This is a genomic window from Acinetobacter nosocomialis NIPH 2119, from assembly GCF_000368085.1.
GTDB lineage: Bacteria > Pseudomonadota > Gammaproteobacteria > Pseudomonadales > Moraxellaceae > Acinetobacter > Acinetobacter nosocomialis.
This window is the reverse complement of sequence record NZ_KB849239.1, coordinates 2,408,595-2,425,507: the sequence shown is the minus strand read 5'-3', so window position 1 is coordinate 2,425,507 and position 16,913 is coordinate 2,408,595. Positions and strand designations below refer to the sequence as shown.

The 16,913-nt window shown below is 41.5% G+C and carries 11 protein-coding genes, 2 tRNA genes and 2 rRNA genes; 6 read left to right on the top strand and 9 right to left on the bottom strand.

From position 1 onward, the window contains the following. Nucleotides 1–102 precede the first annotated feature (102 nt). A complete protein-coding gene (locus tag F984_RS15145) occupies nt 103–2,928 on the top strand; it encodes a DUF2339 domain-containing protein (RefSeq protein WP_004710529.1) in 2,826 nt (941 codons plus the stop codon). Here the strand turns inward: F984_RS15145 and F984_RS15140 are convergent. Both F984_RS15140 and F984_RS15135 read right to left on the bottom strand, forming a co-directional pair. Further along, nucleotides 2,918–3,835, bottom strand: coding sequence for a mechanosensitive ion channel family protein (locus F984_RS15140; protein WP_004710527.1), 918 nt, complete (start codon nt 3,833–3,835; stop codon nt 2,918–2,920). The genes F984_RS15145 and F984_RS15140 overlap by 11 nt on opposite strands. Before the next feature lie 9 nt (nt 3,836–3,844). After that, on the bottom strand, nt 3,845–4,666 hold the full coding sequence (locus tag F984_RS15135; RefSeq protein ID WP_004710525.1) for a hypothetical protein: 822 nt from the start codon (nt 4,664–4,666) through the stop codon (nt 3,845–3,847). 96 nt (nt 4,667–4,762) lie between these two features. Between F984_RS15135 and gspE the strand changes: the two genes are divergently transcribed. Then, nucleotides 4,763–6,253, top strand: coding sequence for a type II secretion system ATPase GspE (gene gspE, locus F984_RS15130; RefSeq protein ID WP_004710523.1), 1,491 nt, complete (start codon nt 4,763–4,765; stop codon nt 6,251–6,253). A gap of 55 nt (nt 6,254–6,308) precedes the next feature. Here gspE and F984_RS15125 read toward each other — a convergent pair whose 3' ends face one another. The 7 genes from F984_RS15125 to F984_RS15095 all read right to left on the bottom strand — a co-directional run bounded on the left by F984_RS15125 (nt 6,309) and on the right by F984_RS15095 (nt 11,269). Beyond that, nucleotides 6,309–6,740: an organic hydroperoxide resistance protein gene (locus F984_RS15125; protein ID WP_000051124.1), complete on the bottom strand. Its 432-nt coding sequence runs from the start codon at nt 6,738–6,740 to the stop codon at nt 6,309–6,311. A gap of 87 nt (nt 6,741–6,827) precedes the next feature. Continuing rightward, a complete protein-coding gene (locus F984_RS15120) occupies nt 6,828–7,265 on the bottom strand; it encodes a MarR family winged helix-turn-helix transcriptional regulator (RefSeq protein ID WP_004710519.1) in 438 nt (145 codons plus the stop codon). A 159-nt stretch (nt 7,266–7,424) separates the two neighbouring features. Then, nucleotides 7,425–7,802, bottom strand: coding sequence for a DUF4951 domain-containing protein (locus F984_RS15115; RefSeq protein ID WP_002054542.1), 378 nt, complete (start codon nt 7,800–7,802; stop codon nt 7,425–7,427). Between the two features lie 14 nt (nt 7,803–7,816). Then, nucleotides 7,817–8,641, bottom strand: a complete 825-nt coding sequence (locus F984_RS15110) for a carbon-nitrogen hydrolase family protein (protein WP_004710517.1) — start codon at nt 8,639–8,641, stop codon at nt 7,817–7,819. Between the two features lie 26 nt (nt 8,642–8,667). After that, nucleotides 8,668–9,189: an anti-anti-sigma factor GigB gene (gigB, locus tag F984_RS15105; RefSeq protein ID WP_000103065.1), complete on the bottom strand. Its 522-nt coding sequence runs from the start codon at nt 9,187–9,189 to the stop codon at nt 8,668–8,670. A gap of 102 nt (nt 9,190–9,291) precedes the next feature. Further along, nucleotides 9,292–10,260: an RsbU family protein phosphatase GigA gene (gene gigA / locus F984_RS15100; protein WP_002054548.1), complete on the bottom strand. Its 969-nt coding sequence runs from the start codon at nt 10,258–10,260 to the stop codon at nt 9,292–9,294. 115 nt (nt 10,261–10,375) lie between these two features. After that, nucleotides 10,376–11,269 (bottom strand): MlaA family lipoprotein, encoded by an 894-nt coding sequence (locus tag F984_RS15095; RefSeq protein WP_004710515.1) that lies wholly within the window; start codon nt 11,267–11,269, stop codon nt 10,376–10,378. A 571-nt stretch (nt 11,270–11,840) separates the two neighbouring features. Between F984_RS15095 and F984_RS15090 the strand changes: the two genes are divergently transcribed. From F984_RS15090 to F984_RS15075, 4 genes are all read left to right on the top strand, one after another. Then, nucleotides 11,841–13,378 (top strand): 16S ribosomal RNA (locus F984_RS15090). A 59-nt stretch (nt 13,379–13,437) separates the two neighbouring features. Further along, nucleotides 13,438–13,514: transfer RNA gene (locus F984_RS15085), tRNA-Ile, on the top strand. Between the two features lie 55 nt (nt 13,515–13,569). Continuing rightward, a tRNA-Ala gene (locus F984_RS15080) sits at nt 13,570–13,645 on the top strand. A gap of 348 nt (nt 13,646–13,993) precedes the next feature. Then, nucleotides 13,994–16,884, top strand: a 23S ribosomal RNA gene (locus F984_RS15075). Together the 16S and 23S rRNA genes with 2 tRNA genes alongside form the textbook arrangement of a ribosomal RNA operon. The last annotated feature ends 29 nt before the right edge of the window (nt 16,885–16,913 follow it).

Here is a 16,913-nt window from a genome sequence, read left to right as displayed (position 1 = left end):
ATGCAGGTTTATGATTTTTGCAGTATTTTGTATGTATAAATATACGCTTGTATTGGCTTGAAGTAAGATGATAAGTAATGAAGGTGTCATATTGCTAAGCCCATGTATAAAAAAGACAAACAGGGAATGATTGTTGTTTTGATCGCTTTGACTTTGTTTTTAGCCATTTCAATTGGTTTTAAATTTCAGAGTGCCGTTGTTGCTTTATCTATTGCTCTTACTGTCATACTAGTTCAGTCGTTATCAAATCTACATCAACGTTTAACTCATTTAGAACAACAGTTTTCTCGGCAGAGAACCCCACTTTATTCTATTCACATACAACGCACAGTCATTTATGCGGTTGCTTTAGTTGCTTTAGTTGCTTTAGTTGCATTAGTTGCTTATATCAATCATTGGATGTGGATTGCTGGTGGGGCATTACTGGTTTTATTGTTATGTTTGATTCAAACTATTAGTACATTTCATACTCGTCTATTGTTCCTCGAGACAGCCAAGCAAACAGTAAATGTAAATGAATCTATACATACAGAAGCGATCACACCTGTATTAGAGCAAGTTGATCCAAACAATATTACCGAGCCAGCTTTACCTGAAACAATAGCATTAAATCAAGAAGAACAAATAGTTCGTACACAGACCACTGCATGGTGGCAACCAGCAGTCGATTGGATGATTCATGGTAATCCAATTTTAAGGGTTGCTGTTGCTGTGCTTATGGTTGGGGTGGTGCTTTTACTGCGTTTTGCCAGTGAGCATTGGCAGTTGAGCTTAGGTGTGAAACTTGGTTTTATTGCCATTGCAGGAGGTGTATTAACAGCATTTGGATATACCTTGCAAAAGAAAAACCAGTTATTTGCTGTGGCGTTGCAAGGTGTCGGGTTAGCGATTGTCTTTCTAACGCTTGTGTTCTCGCATCATTTCGGTGTAATCGCAAGTCTAACTACAGCGAGTATTTTATTTGCTATTTTATTATCAATTACGGTATTCCTGAGCTTAAAACAACAAGCCATTTATTTAGCAATACTGGCACTCGGTATGGCTTATGCGGCTCCTTTAGTGATTCCGCAATATCGTCCTGATGTGATTTTTCTATTTAGTTACTATTTTGTCATTAATCTTGCGGTCGCTGCCGTTAACTTTATTCAGCCATGGAAAGTTTTAAATCAAATTGCTTTCTTTGCCACAATGTTTATTGGTGGTAGTGCAATCGCATTTTATGCCGAGCCAGCAAAATTTGGCACATTAGACTGGATTTTATGGTGTCATATTGCCTTGTTTATTTGGTTAAGTGTTCGTTATAGCCAAAATATATCTCGGGTTTCAGCACATGAAAAACAAGAGGGGATTCGTGTACCTCCACTCTTAGATGTTGGCCTTATTTTTAGTGTTCCTGTATTAGGCTTTACACTTCATGCTTATTTAGTTCATGAGTCGACCCAAGCTTTAACAATTGGTGCTGCTGTATTAGCGTGTACTTATGCGGTATTAACTTATTGGATTAAAAAATCCCATCCCCAACTTTCAGTTCTTGCAAAAAGTTTTTTTATACTCGCGGTTGCTTTTTTTGCCTTAATTTTTCCACTCGCAAAAGGGGCGCACTGGACTGCTATTGGCTGGGTTGCACAAGGTACGGCTTTAATTGTGTGGGGCGTCACTGAACGCTATCGTTTAAGCCGATATATTGGCGTAGTTTTAGTTTTACTCAGCTCACTTGCACTGTTTTATCAGGTTTGGGCAAATGAAGAATTCCCAACGCTAAGCACTAGTATTTATGCAATTGCTCAATTCATTTCTGCTTTTTATTTATTGCAATACAACAGTAAAGAGCAACGCTATTTTAGCGCAAGTATGTTTAGCGGTATTTTCTTATGCTTAGGCATGTATGCGGGCGCTGTAGCTGGTATAGAAATAATGGCATGGCATCATCATGGTTTAAGTCCGTATTTGATCTTCGCCGTAGCCCTAATCGCAATATTTAGCGCAGTCGTACATTATAAATTACGTGTGCAATGGCAGAGTTTGCAGTTAATTTTAATTAGCCTGTTACTGTTGTTAGTTTTGGGAGAAGCCTTTACCAGTCAAGTATTCATTCTGTTTAAATGGACCGATCTATTACAGCAAACTACTTTCCTAGTCACTACAATTATTCTTAGCGGCTTATTTATTATGGCTCAACCACAGACGCGTGAGTCTGGATACTTAAAAGTCTGGGCTGGTTTAAGCTGGTTAGCGTTAGCAATAGTTGGCGTGGCTATTTTTCCAAAAATGCCAATTGTGGCTTTGGCTTTTGTTCCTGTGGTTTATTCACTTTGGACATATAAAGCTCATAAAACGACACTGTTGCATCAAATTCCGGTGTGGTGTTTAAGCTTACTGTGGTTGCTTGTGGTGAGTCTTGATGGTCATTCTGCTGAGTACCTTTATTTTATTCCTTTAATTAACTTAACGGACTTTCTTTCAATTGCGATATTTGCAGGTTTACTTTTTATTATTTATCAACATGATTTTGATCAAGATAAGTCACTGGAGTGGACTTTTAAAATTACAACAATTTTAGTGGGCTTACTGGTATTTAGTAGTGTAGTCGTTCGGGGCTTGCACCATTACTGGGCAACACCGCTATGGAGCGTGGCAATTTGGACAAATGGAATAGTCCAATTAAGCCTGACACTACTTTGGGTTATTTTGGCATTTGTATTGACCACATACTCAAGTCGGAAAATGATTCGTCAACTCTGGTTTGTAGGTGCTGCACTTTTAGGGATTGTTGTATTAAAGCTGATTTTGCTTGATCTATCGCAAAGTGCAACATTAACTCGAGTTATTTCATTTATTGGAGCAGGTGGGGTAATGTTGATTATTGCTTATCTTGCACCATTACCACCATCATCCTCTGTGCAGAAGAATCAAGAGCCTAAGCTTTAGGCTCTCGTTTTAACTCTTTCTGGTTGCTATATTGATCGATATCATCTTCAGCAAAAACAGTAGATGGACGATCAATTAATCCCATTTTAGGAACAGGAATTTCAATTTGGTTATCTAAAAAGCCATTTCGAATACGTTCTTGCATTTCATCTCGAACTTTTAAAGAATTTTCTTGGCGGCACCACATTGCAAATAAAAGCTCAATCGATGATTCCCTAAATGCAGTTACTGTAACCGCAGGTTTTGGGTCATCTAACACGAGTGGGTAATTTGCTGCGACGTTAAGTAGAACCTCACGGACTTTAATAATGTCTTCATGAAAATTAATGGCGAGTGTAATTGGAATACGGCGTATCGGGTATTTAGATAAGTTGTGTACAGGGGCACGAATAAGTTGTTCATTCGGTAAACGAATATAGACGTTGTCGAGTGTAAGTAATTTTACTGAAAGCAAATCAATTGAGATGACTTCACCTTCGATGGTATTGCCACGAATGAGGGTAATTTGAATGGTATCACCGACTTCAAATGAACCTTCACCAATCAAAAATAAACCACTAATCAAGTTACTGGCAGAGGTTTGCGAAGCAAAACCGAGCGCTACTGTTAAGATCCCCGCTGCCCCTAGGAATACACTAAGTTTGAACCCGGCTTCTTTTAAACTCGTCATAATGAAGAGTAAGAAAATAAAATAGAAAATACCGCGGCGCCATACCAGACGCTGATGAGCATTAAAACGTGAGCCAACGGTTCTAATAAATGTATTTGAAATAATACGGGCAAGGACAAAACCAATAAAACAAAGCACAACACCGACTAAAATTTCACTGATACGTTCGGTATTAATATTGGTGAATATACTTTTGAGGCTATCAGCGATATCTCTAGGAATATTTGAATCAGCCATAAAACCCCCTTAGAAAAATGAATCAAACATATTAAATAGTGCACCGCCAGGTGAACGTGGGGGATGTACGTAAGTCACTTCACCTGCAAGAGGCGGTGTACGGTTTTCAATACGAATGCGGGCAGGGCGGTCAGACCCTTCATAATAAACTTTAATCTGTGAGGTCCATAAGCGTCCCGTACTTTCACTATAAAATAGCGGTAGGGCGGTAACCGGAACATTCATACGATCAAAGCGTAATTGATGATTACTGGTATTGTGAAAATCAATCGGCGTAACTGCTCTAAAAGCACGTGGTGTTAATAGATTTAAATCGGTACGTCCATCAACAGAGGTGGCATAGCAAATTTCACCTTGCTGTGCATTGGGTCCAAACCATGTATCTTTAGGCTGAATTACAGGAATCTCAAATAAAGGTTCATGCTGACTTTCAACTAAACCTGCAATCCATAAAGGAGTACTAATATAAAGAGTCCCTCGCTGACCTGCTGGAATATAAATTGGATCAACAGGTTTAATCACAACAGATCGGTCCGCCAAACGTGGCATGAGTAGAAACTTCGGATTAGTTTTTCTAAACATGTAACGTTCGACTTGAACAGTATGGGGGAAACCAAAATTTGCATCCGAGATCATGTGCCAATCTTGTTCATTATCATCTTGGAGAGTGGGACGATAATATTCGATACGCCATTCTTTTATGCCCCGCGTTAAACGAAAGAGCATTGAACCGAATTGCCATGCTTTCGACTGGTTAATTTCAAAGTGCTGTTCACCCCACCATTTTAAAGAATTCTGGGGGCGAGGCTGATATTCATTATTTTCAAACAAGACGTAAAATTCCTCTACCGAGTTGTTAAACAGACTTCACGCTGTAATCTGCTTAGAGTACACTCAAAATCATCTTACTCATCATTATAAATTGTGATGCAAATATTGAAACAAATACAAGTTCCATATAGTTTTGCCAAGCGTCATGGTGTTTTATTTCGTTATGACGGTGATCAAGTTTTTATTGTTAGACGTCAAAATACAGAAAAAATTGCATTGCAGGAAGCAAGACGAATTTTGGGGAAGCCTGCATATTATCAGCTATGTACTGAACAAGAGTTTAATAGCTTATTAAGTACGAGTTATGCTGGTGACACAGGGGAGTCGCAACAAGTTGCAGCAGGTCTAGAAGATCATCCAGATTTATTGAGTTTGGCCGATCAGGTTCCTGAAACAGAAGACTTAATGGACCAAGAAGATGACGCGCCTATTGTCCGTCTGATCAATGCACTTCTATCAGAGGCGATTCGAGTTGGTGCTTCTGATATCCATATTGAAGCTTTTGAAAAAAAATTATCCGTTCGTTTGCGGGTAGATGGTCAATTACGTGAAATTGTACAGCCGCGCCGTGAGTTGGCACCGTTACTTGTTTCACGTATTAAAGTTATGGCGAAACTAGATATTGCCGAAAAGCGTGTGCCGCAAGATGGACGTATTTCTTTACGACTTGCTGGACGTGAAGTTGATGTGCGTGTATCTACTTTGCCTTCGTCTCATGGCGAGCGAGTTGTTATGCGTTTGCTTGATAAACAAGCGGGTCGCCTTAATATGACTCACTTGGGTTTAATGGCAAATGACTATGAGCGTTTAACTCAATTGGTGCATCGTCCACACGGAATTATTTTAGTTACAGGTCCTACGGGTTCGGGAAAAACCACTACCTTATATGCAGCTTTATCTGATTTAAATGATAATACGCGCAATATCTTAACTGCCGAAGACCCAATCGAATATCAACTTGAAGGCATAGGGCAAACACAAGTTAATACCAAAGTGGATATGACATTCGCTCGTGCTTTAAAGGCAATGTTACGTCAAGATCCAGATGTTGTAATGGTTGGTGAGATTCGTGATTTAGAAACTGCTGAAATTGCAGTACAAGCATCATTAACAGGTCATTTGGTTTTATCGACACTACATACCAATACTGCTATTGGTGCGGTTACTCGTCTTAAAGATATGGGAATTGAACCGTTCTTACTTTCAAGTTCTTTAATTGGGGTCGTTGCTCAGCGTTTGGTTCGTACCTTATGTCCACATTGTATGACATGGCGTGAAGCCGATACTTTTGAAAAGCAGGTTTTTCAGCATATTTCGCATGAGCCAACTTTAAAGTTACCGGAAGCTCAAGGGTGTGAGCAATGTTCCCACTTAGGGTTTAATGGCCGTACAGCGATTTATGAAATTGTACCTATTGACGAACCTATGCGCCGACTCATTCATGGTAATGCAGCAGAGTTTGAATTAGAAAATCATGCCCGTCAGTATTCTGGTTCTATTCGAGATGATGGCTTGCGTAAAGTGCTCTCAGGCAAAACTACACTTGAAGAAGTACTTCGTGTAACTAATGAAGCAAGTGAAGCATAATACGAAAGATATAAAAAATGCCCGATAATATTCGGGCATTTTTCAATATGAATAATTATTCAGTCACAATATTAAAAGTTACATCAATATTGTTACGAGTCGCATTTGAATATGGACAAACAATATGAGCTGCTGCAACTAATTTTTCAGCTTCTTCGCGGTCCATACCAATTAAATAAACATTTAAAGTAACTTCAATACTAAAACCTGTAGGAATTGGACCAATACCAACTTCACCTTCAACATAAGCATCTTTGCTAATGTTGAATTTATCGCGGTTAGCAACAAATTTTAAAGCGCCTAAAAAGCACGCTGAATAACCAGCTGCAAATAATTGTTCTGGGTTGGTTACAGCACCACCAGCGCCACCCATTTCTTTAGGCACACCAAGTTGTACGTCTAATACACCGTCTGATGAAGTTGCACGACCATCACGGCCACCAGTTGCTTTAGCTTTTGCACGATACACAACTTTTTCTAAAGACATCTTTTTATTCCTAAATTAAATTGAATACAAATATATCGTACACGACTTAAATATTTTAACAAGTTAATTTTGTAAAAAAAGTGGTGATTATTTAGCTATATTTGTACGAAGCTGTGTCAGTTGATCTTTTAGGCCGAGTAACGTGGTCATATCACAAGAACTTGCTTCCAATATATGAGCTGGAATATTCACTGCCCGTTCTTTAAGTTTTTTCCCGTTTTCGCTTAACGTAATAATTACTTGTCGTTCATCTTCTTTTGAACGAGTACGATTAACAAATTGCAGTGCTTCTAGCTTTTTTAAAATTGGTGTTAAGGTGGAGGACTCTAAAAATAACTTGCTGCCAATTTCTGAAACAGTAATCTCATCTTTTTCCCATAAAACTAACATCACCAAATATTGAGGATAGGTAATACCTAATGGAGTTAAAAGTTTACGATAAAGTTGATTAAGAGCTAAATTTGTTGAATAAATGAGGAAACATAATTGATTCTCAAGCTTTAAGTTTTGACAGTCTTGGTCCATATATTCCTCAGAAAACTAGTGGGTGCTTTTCTAGTATATCGCTTTATGTTTAATTTCTTAAATGCTCATAATTCTGAGTTATTGATAAAAATCAGATAACGCAAAAAAAAGAGTAATCAAAGGATTACTCTTTAACTTTAAAATATGAATTTGAAACAATTACCAGAGGTCAGCAATTTTTTTCATTAAACGAGCACGGTATCTTGCAGTTGGATTGTTCTCATCGCGTTGTTGCTCTTGTTCGTAAAAATCCTGCCAAGCTGTAATCATTTCCAAGGTTGTGCCTTGTTTTTTTATCATAGAAACATCAGCTGGTTGAATATTTTCTAAACGTTGTCTTGCACCTTCAGCACCAGTTCCCCAGCCAATAATTCGTTGCCCAAAAGCAGGAAGAGGAATATTTTTTGGAGTAGGTGGAAAAGTATTTTGTTTAAGCTGTAAATTTGGAGAAACAAAATGATTTGTTGCACCGAAATCCGCTGCGTAACAGTGAATATTTGCCCCTAAGCAAAAAATGCTAAATAAGTATTTCCACATGAATAATTAAGCTTTTAATAGTGAATTAATTTACGATGAGTCATTAAAGGCATTGAAGTGCGAACAAGTTCTTGAGCAGCTAAATCAAAAGGTACAGTAATTAAACCATTACCTTCATGTTCAATCATACTTAAAATTTGTCCACGGCTATCAGTTGCTCCTGCATGTCCCCAAGTTTGACGTTTTTCCCCATGCCAACCTTGTTGTGCCGCTCCTAAAACATAGCATTGGCTATCCATTGCACGTGCTTGCAACAACAGCTGCCAGTGCATTTGTCCTGTTGTATAGGTAAATGCTGCTGGAGCAGTCAATAGATGAGCGCCTTGTTGTCTGAGGGTTAAAGCTAACTCGGGAAAACGCAAGTCATAACATACCATTAGGCCGATATTGCCAAAAGGAGTAGATGTGACTACAACGTCTGTTCCAGGCTCAAAGAAACGGGATTCTTGATATCCACCAACAGCATCGCCAACTTGTACATCAAATAAATGTATTTTGTCGTATCGTGCTTCTGTACCTTCAGGACTGATACATAAGCTTACTGTACGCACACGGCCATCTTGAATGATAGATCCATCTGGACGGAATGGGCAGGGCAGAGTACCTGCAACAATCCAGATTTGATATTGATGCGCAAGTTTTTCAAGTCTTTGCTGGATCGATTCAAATTGCTCAGCTGTTTCACGCTGTTTACCAGCAGCGAAACATACAAAGTTCTCGGGAAAAACAATTAAGCTAGCATTTTGAGCCTTGCTTTGCTGAATCAATGACTCAATTATTTGAAAGTTGCTTTCAATGTCATCTTGAGAATTCATTTGAACAGCTGAAACAAGAGTCATATACAAATCCCGATTAGCAATAAAATTTAGGCATTTTGCTTATCAGATACTTGTTCAAGCGTATCTTGTTCTTTCTGCAATTGCTTAACAAGTGGCTCAAACATATTCTGATTATTTGCATTGAGTTTCATCAATGTCTTATGCGCATCCAGAACAGTTCTTAACATCGCATTATGAGTAATGTGTTCATCCGTTAACGTTAAAGTACAAACGTTAGGATCGCCACAATAATTCAGAATGACAAAAACCTGCCCTAGCCCCATGCTGTTGGCTAAGGTTGTGATATCTGGATTGGTAGATAGCATCACAGCTTGAATATGATGAGTCTGTTTCAGTTTTAAACCTAGCTTAGCTAAGATACCTAATACAGTACTATCAATAAATGTTGTTTGGGTTAAATCAACGATTGCACCAACAACATTCTCTTGCTGTTCAATTCTGTTTAAAAGTTTGTCTAGACTTATACAAGAATGGGCTCGCACTTCACCAATAAGTTTGAAAATATGCGTTCCATTTAAACTTGCATATTCAACATGACCTGTTGACATATAAATGCCATTTTCAGAGAAGGATAGAAAAATTATCACATAGTGCCATCTCAGACTCAAGAGTCCTTAAGTCGTATATTTTTTAATTGTTTGATTTTTAAATTAATTCATTCGACAAAGACTAAAGATGGCAATGTCATCAGCAACATGATCAGGGGCTTGGAATGATTGATTTTGCAAATGTTGAACCAATTGTTGAAATTGATCATTCAATCCGCCATCAAATGGTTCTAATGCTCCATCTGAACAAACTATGAAACGTGCATGGCGATTTAATGTGCAAACGTGTTCTTCAACTTCTAGTTCGTCAGTTAAACCCAAAGGAAAGCTACTAGTTGTTAAAATTTTTGGAGGTTGATTAGGTTCAAAAATAATTGGAGGAGGGTAGTGACCTGCACTAGACCAACGAAGGCTATGTGTTTCCAGATTTAAAATACCAACTACAATCGTAATATGTTTTTCAATATTCTCTTGAACTAACATTCCATTTAATTTTTTAATCAACTGTCGCGGTGTTTTTGAACGACCATGAAAGGCAGCCATCCATGAAGTTAATAAACTGCTTGTAACACCGTGTCCCGATACATCGGCAAGATAGAATAAAACCTCTTTATCATTTAATTTCCAATAATCATACCAGTCACCTGATAGATAGGCGGAAGGTTGAAAAAAAGTTTCAACTTCATAATTTAATAAATCAATAGGATTTGGTAATAAACGTTTTTGCAATTCTGCGGCGGAAGGTAAATCGCGACTATCTTGATTGCGTTTATATTGAGCATCAATCCTTGTTAATGCCTTGTTTAAATCTTGAGGTAACTGGTTCCATACCCATCCCGCAAGAGCACCTGCTTCCCATGCTTGAGCTAAAGCACTACCTTCATGTTCAAAAGCAATCACAATGGTAGGTAAACGCCATTTATGAGTCAGGAAATCTTGTACATCTGCAATTGCGATAATTGTTGGATCATATAAATCGAGATCATCTATGTGAATGACTTGTAAGTCTGGTAATGCTTCCAGAGCTTGCTCTAAGAAAGGGATAGAGCGGGTCGGTTTAATAAAATACATAGAAGATATGGTAGTCCTTTTACAAGATCACTTTATCCATCATAGAGGATGTATGATCAAAATCAAGGTATTGCCTTTTTATATGAAGAGTACAATACCTTGATTTCTTCTTTAATTATTTTTTAGTTTGACTATCATCTGGTACATCTTCAGATTCGTCATCATCAATAAAAGATACGTCTGCTGAATTACCTTTTTTCTCAGCAATTTGGAAAGCCTTACGTTGGAGATACAAATCGCGAATCATCGCATATTGATCACCTTGTATGGTTTGATCCAAATCTAGATATTGAGCACGTGTATCAATGGCCTGTAAGACATTAGTTGACCAGTAAAGACCATCTTGGTTATCCATGATGTACTTTTGTGGACGAGCCTGAGAATCTACAGCTAAGCCAATCCCATCACGTAATGTACTCGGTCCAAAGAAAGGCAACATTAAAAATGGCCCAGAAGGAACGCCATAATAACCAAGAGTGACACCAAAGCTTTCATCTTCAGGCGGAAGGCCTAAGCGACTAGCAGGGTCAGCTAAACCTAAAGTTGTTAATGTATTAACAGTAAATCGGCCGAGTGTTTTTGCTGCACGTCCAGGGCGTCCTTGAATTAACTGGTTAACAGCATTCCATGGCTCTCCAAGATTTTTACGGAACTGGCGATAAGAGCCACGCACATCTTCTGGAGTTTTCTCATTATATTGAACTGCAACTGGACGAAGAATATTACGATCCAACATATCATTAAAAGAATAAATCGGACGGTTTAATGACTGTAGTGGATCTTTTACTGTATCCGGTTGAGCAGCGTTTGCATTAATTTTTAAATCTTTAGCTTTTAGCGCTTTCAAGTCTTTAATAATTTGTGAGCGGGGGCGGCCCTGCTGAGCCTCTGTCGAAGTAGCATCTTCCGGACTAGCGGCAGATTCTTCAGTAAGATTTTCCTGAGCGTGTGCTGAGGTATAAAGACCCACAGTTAATAAGCTCGATAATAGTAAATTAGAATAATTCATATAATTCCTTAACCGCTAGCCAGGCTCTGTTCAATATGCAGTTGGATAGAGATATATTTTAATACAGAAGCGATAAGCTATTATCAATGTAAAATTGGTCAAATAATATAGAAAAATGACTAAAAAGCCTAAAAAATGATCGGTTGATGCGTAGGATGTTAAAAAGGTATTGCAAAGGGATATTAATGGTCTATAATGCACATCCATCGGCGGTGATGCAGATAGAAACTTGTTGAAAAACAGTTACTTGAGATTAGATTGGTTGCTTTAAGTGATGAATTTGATGTTAAGTTGGTTTGAGAAGTAAGTTTTAAAAATATCGAAATTACCTGTTGACTTTTAAGAGATTAAGAGTAATATAGCCGACCTAGCTTGCTGGTGACGAACCAGGAAGAAGATCATTAAGAGAATTGAAGAACAACTTGTGTGGATTTTTACTGATTGATTAATCGAAATAATTTTCATTGATTGATTGGTTTAAATTACTCGAAGTTTATTTGAGCGAAATTTAAGTCAGTAATTGATGAGCCAGAATTGGCACCTTGTCTATAAATAAGGTGCAAAATGATTTTAACTGAAGAGTTTGATCATGGCTCAGATTGAACGCTGGCGGCAGGCTTAACACATGCAAGTCGAGCGGGGGAAGGTAGCTTGCTACTGGACCTAGCGGCGGACGGGTGAGTAATGCTTAGGAATCTGCCTATTAGTGGGGGACAACATCTCGAAAGGGATGCTAATACCGCATACGTCCTACGGGAGAAAGCAGGGGATCTTCGGACCTTGCGCTAATAGATGAGCCTAAGTCGGATTAGCTAGTTGGTGGGGTAAAGGCCTACCAAGGCGACGATCTGTAGCGGGTCTGAGAGGATGATCCGCCACACTGGGACTGAGACACGGCCCAGACTCCTACGGGAGGCAGCAGTGGGGAATATTGGACAATGGGCGCAAGCCTGATCCAGCCATGCCGCGTGTGTGAAGAAGGCCTTATGGTTGTAAAGCACTTTAAGCGAGGAGGAGGCTACTTTAGATAATACCTAGAGATAGTGGACGTTACTCGCAGAATAAGCACCGGCTAACTCTGTGCCAGCAGCCGCGGTAATACAGAGGGTGCAAGCGTTAATCGGATTTACTGGGCGTAAAGCGCGCGTAGGCGGCTAATTAAGTCAAATGTGAAATCCCCGAGCTTAACTTGGGAATTGCATTCGATACTGGTTAGCTAGAGTGTGGGAGAGGATGGTAGAATTCCAGGTGTAGCGGTGAAATGCGTAGAGATCTGGAGGAATACCGATGGCGAAGGCAGCCATCTGGCCTAACACTGACGCTGAGGTGCGAAAGCATGGGGAGCAAACAGGATTAGATACCCTGGTAGTCCATGCCGTAAACGATGTCTACTAGCCGTTGGGGCCTTTGAGGCTTTAGTGGCGCAGCTAACGCGATAAGTAGACCGCCTGGGGAGTACGGTCGCAAGACTAAAACTCAAATGAATTGACGGGGGCCCGCACAAGCGGTGGAGCATGTGGTTTAATTCGATGCAACGCGAAGAACCTTACCTGGCCTTGACATAGTAAGAACTTTCCAGAGATGGATTGGTGCCTTCGGGAACTTACATACAGGTGCTGCATGGCTGTCGTCAGCTCGTGTCGTGAGATGTTGGGTTAAGTCCCGCAACGAGCGCAACCCTTTTCCTTATTTGCCAGCGAGTAATGTCGGGAACTTTAAGGATACTGCCAGTGACAAACTGGAGGAAGGCGGGGACGACGTCAAGTCATCATGGCCCTTACGGCCAGGGCTACACACGTGCTACAATGGTCGGTACAAAGGGTTGCTACACAGCGATGTGATGCTAATCTCAAAAAGCCGATCGTAGTCCGGATTGGAGTCTGCAACTCGACTCCATGAAGTCGGAATCGCTAGTAATCGCGGATCAGAATGCCGCGGTGAATACGTTCCCGGGCCTTGTACACACCGCCCGTCACACCATGGGAGTTTGTTGCACCAGAAGTAGCTAGCCTAACTGCAAAGAGGGCGGTTACCACGGTGTGGCCGATGACTGGGGTGAAGTCGTAACAAGGTAGCCGTAGGGGAACCTGCGGCTGGATCACCTCCTTAACGAAAGATTGACGATTGGTAAGAATCCACAACAAGTTGTTCTTCATAGATGTATCTGAGGGTCTGTAGCTCAGTTGGTTAGAGCACACGCTTGATAAGCGTGGGGTCACAAGTTCAAGTCTTGTCAGACCCACCATGACTTTGACTGGTTAAAGTTATAGATAAAAGATACATGACTGATGATGTAAGCTGGGGACTTAGCTTAGTTGGTAGAGCGCCTGCTTTGCACGCAGGAGGTCAGGAGTTCGACTCTCCTAGTCTCCACCAGAACTTAAGATAAGTTCGGATTACAGAAATTAGTAAATAGAGATTTCGGTCTTGATTTATTAACTTCTGTGATTTAAGTATCACAGTATTAAGCATGACCTGATGAAGGCATGTTTATTCATTAACAGATTGGCAAAATTGAGTCTGAAATAAATTGTTCACTCAATAACAAAGAGAGATGAAGTAATTCTGATCTTGGAGTTAATTGAGAACTAGCAAATTAACTGAATCAAGCGTTTTGGTATATGAATTTAGATTGAAGCTGTACAGTGTTTAAATACACAGTGCTCTAAACTGAAATGTTGAAGTTACTAACTTGTAGGTAACATCGACTGTTTGGGGTTGTATAGTCAAGTAATTAAGTGCATGTGGTGGATGCCTTGGCAGTCAGAGGCGATGAAAGACGTGATAGCCTGCGAAAAGCTCCGGGGAGGCGGCAAATATCCTTTGATCCGGAGATGTCTGAATGGGGGAACCCACCTACTTTAAGGTAGGTATTGCAACATGAATACATAGTGTTGCAAGGCGAACGAGGGGAAGTGAAACATCTCAGTACCCTTAGGAAAAGAAATCAATTGAGATTCCCTCAGTAGCGGCGAGCGAACGGGGATCAGCCCATTAAGTTATGTGTGTTTTAGTGGAACGCTCTGGGAAGTGCGAACGTAGAGGGTGATATTCCCGTACACGAAAGGGCACACATAATGATGACGAGTAGGGCGAGGCACGTGAAACCTTGTCTGAATATGGGGGGACCATCCTCCAAGGCTAAATACTCCTGACTGACCGATAGTGAACCAGTACCGTGAGGGAAAGGCGAAAAGAACCCCTGTGAGGGGAGTGAAATAGATCCTGAAACCGCATGCATACAAGCAGTGGGAGCACCTTCGTGGTGTGACTGCGTACCTTTTGTATAATGGGTCAGCGACTTATATTCAGTAGCGAGGTTAACCGTATAGGGGAGCCGTAGAGAAATCGAGTCTTAATAGGGCGTTTAGTTGCTGGGTATAGACCCGAAACCAGGCGATCTATCCATGAGCAGGTTGAAGGTTGGGTAACACTAACTGGAGGACCGAACCCACTGTCGTTGAAAAGCCAGGGGATGACTTGTGGATAGGGGTGAAAGGCTAATCAAGCCTGGTGATAGCTGGTTCTCCCCGAAAGCTATTTAGGTAGCGCCTCGGACGAATACCATAGGGGGTAGAGCACTGTTTCGGCTAGGGGGTCATCCCGACTTACCAAACCGATGCAAACTCCGAATACCTATGAGTACTATCCGGGAGACAGACTGCGGGTGCTAACGTCCGTAGTCAAGAGGAAAACAATCCAGACCGCCAGCTAAGGCCCCAAAATCATAGTTAAGTGGGAAACGATGTGGGAAGGCATAGACAGCTAGGAGGTTGGCTTAGAAGCAGCCACCCTTTAAAGAAAGCGTAATAGCTCACTAGTCGAGTCGGCCTGCGCGGAAGATGTAACGGGGCTAAAACTATGTGCCGAAGCTGCGGATTTGACATTAGTCAAGTGGTAGGGGAGCGTTCTGTAAGCCGATGAAGGTGTATTGAGAAGTATGCTGGAGGTATCAGAAGTGCGAATGCTGACGTGAGTAACGACAAAACGGGTGAAAAACCCGTTCGCCGAAAGACCAAGGGTTCCAGTCCAACGTTAATCGGGGCTGGGTGAGTCGACCCCTAAGGCGAGGCCGAAAGGCGTAGTCGATGGGAAATTGGTTAATATTCCAATACTTCTGTGTAATGCGATGAGAGGACGGAGAAGGTTAAGTCAGCCTGGCGTTGGTTGTCCAGGTGGAAGGATGTAGGTATGTATCTTAGGCAAATCCGGGGTACTCTATACTGAGATCCGATAGCAAGCTGTACTTGTACAGCGAAGTGGCTGATACCATGCTTCCAGGAAAAGTCTCTAAGCTTCAGTTACACAGGAATCGTACCCGAAACCGACACAGGTGGTCAGGTCGAGTAGACCAAGGCGCTTGAGAGAACTCTGCTGAAGGAACTAGGCAAAATGGTACCGTAACTTCGGGAGAAGGTACGCTGTTGTTGGTGATGGAACTTGCTTCCTGAGCTGATGACAGCCGCAGAAACCAGGCCGCTGCAACTGTTTATTAAAAACATAGCACTCTGCAAACACGAAAGTGGACGTATAGGGTGTGATGCCTGCCCGGTGCTGGAAGGTTAATTGATGGGGTTAGCGTAAGCGAAGCTCTTGATCGAAGCCCCAGTAAACGGCGGCCGTAACTATAACGGTCCTAAGGTAGCGAAATTCCTTGTCGGGTAAGTTCCGACCTGCACGAATGGCATAATGATGGCGGCGCTGTCTCCAGCAGAGGCTCAGTGAAATCGAAATCGCTGTGAAGATGCAGTGTACCCGCGGCTAGACGGAAAGACCCCGTGAACCTTTACTGCAGCTTGACACTGAACTTTGACCTTACTTGTGTAGGATAGGTGGGAGGCTTTGAAGTTGGAACGCTAGTTCCAATGGAGCCGTCCTTGAAATACCACCCTGGTAATGTTGAGGTTCTAACTCTGTCCCGTTATCCGGGACGAGGACCGTGTCTGGTGGGTAGTTTGACTGGGGCGGTCTCCTCCTAAAGAGTAACGGAGGAGTACGAAGGTGCGCTCAGCGTGGTCGGAAATCACGCGTAGAGTATAAAGGCAAAAGCGCGCTTAACTGCGAGACCCACAAGTCGAGCAGGTACGAAAGTAGGTCTTAGTGATCCGGTGGTTCTGTATGGAAGGGCCATCGCTCAACGGATAAAAGGTACTCTGGGGATAACAGGCTGATACCGCCCAAGAGTTCATATCGACGGCGGTGTTTGGCACCTCGATGTCGGCTCATCTCATCCTGGGGCTGAAGCAGGTCCCAAGGGTATGGCTGTTCGCCATTTAAAGAGGTACGCGAGCTGGGTTTAGAACGTCGTGAGACAGTTCGGTCCCTATCTACCGTGGGCGCTGGAAATTTGAGAGGATCTGCTCCTAGTACGAGAGGACCAGAGTGGACGAACCTCTGGTGTACCGGTTGTGACGCCAGTCGCATCGCCGGGTAGCTATGTTCGGAAGGGATAACCGCTGAAAGCATCTAAGCGGGAAGCCTACCTCAAGATAAGATTTCCCTAGGAATTTATTCCTCTAAAGAGCCGTTCGAGACTAGGACGTTGATAGGTTGGATGTGGAAGCATAGTGATATGTGAAGCTGACCAATACTAATTGCTCGTGAGGCTTGACTATACAACACCCAAGCAGTTGTATATAAAGCA

What these genes read in the sequence shown, in the direction of transcription:
- F984_RS15145 (WP_004710529.1), top strand. Translation starts at nt 103, where the DNA reads ATGTATAAAAAAGACAAACAGGGAATGATTGTTGTTTTGATCGCTTTG.
- F984_RS15140 (WP_004710527.1), bottom strand. Translation starts at nt 3,835, where the DNA reads ATGGCTGATTCAAATATTCCTAGAGATATCGCTGATAGCCTCAAAAGT.
- gspE (WP_004710523.1), top strand. Translation starts at nt 4,763, where the DNA reads ATGCAAATATTGAAACAAATACAAGTTCCATATAGTTTTGCCAAGCGT.
- F984_RS15125 (WP_000051124.1), bottom strand. Translation starts at nt 6,740, where the DNA reads ATGTCTTTAGAAAAAGTTGTGTATCGTGCAAAAGCTAAAGCAACTGGT.
- F984_RS15120 (WP_004710519.1), bottom strand. Translation starts at nt 7,265, where the DNA reads ATGGACCAAGACTGTCAAAACTTAAAGCTTGAGAATCAATTATGTTTC.
- F984_RS15115 (WP_002054542.1), bottom strand. Translation starts at nt 7,802, where the DNA reads ATGTGGAAATACTTATTTAGCATTTTTTGCTTAGGGGCAAATATTCAC.
- F984_RS15110 (WP_004710517.1), bottom strand. Translation starts at nt 8,641, where the DNA reads ATGACTCTTGTTTCAGCTGTTCAAATGAATTCTCAAGATGACATTGAA.
- gigB (WP_000103065.1), bottom strand. Translation starts at nt 9,189, where the DNA reads ATGTCAACAGGTCATGTTGAATATGCAAGTTTAAATGGAACGCATATT.
- gigA (WP_002054548.1), bottom strand. Translation starts at nt 10,260, where the DNA reads ATGTATTTTATTAAACCGACCCGCTCTATCCCTTTCTTAGAGCAAGCT.
- F984_RS15095 (WP_004710515.1), bottom strand. Translation starts at nt 11,269, where the DNA reads ATGAATTATTCTAATTTACTATTATCGAGCTTATTAACTGTGGGTCTT.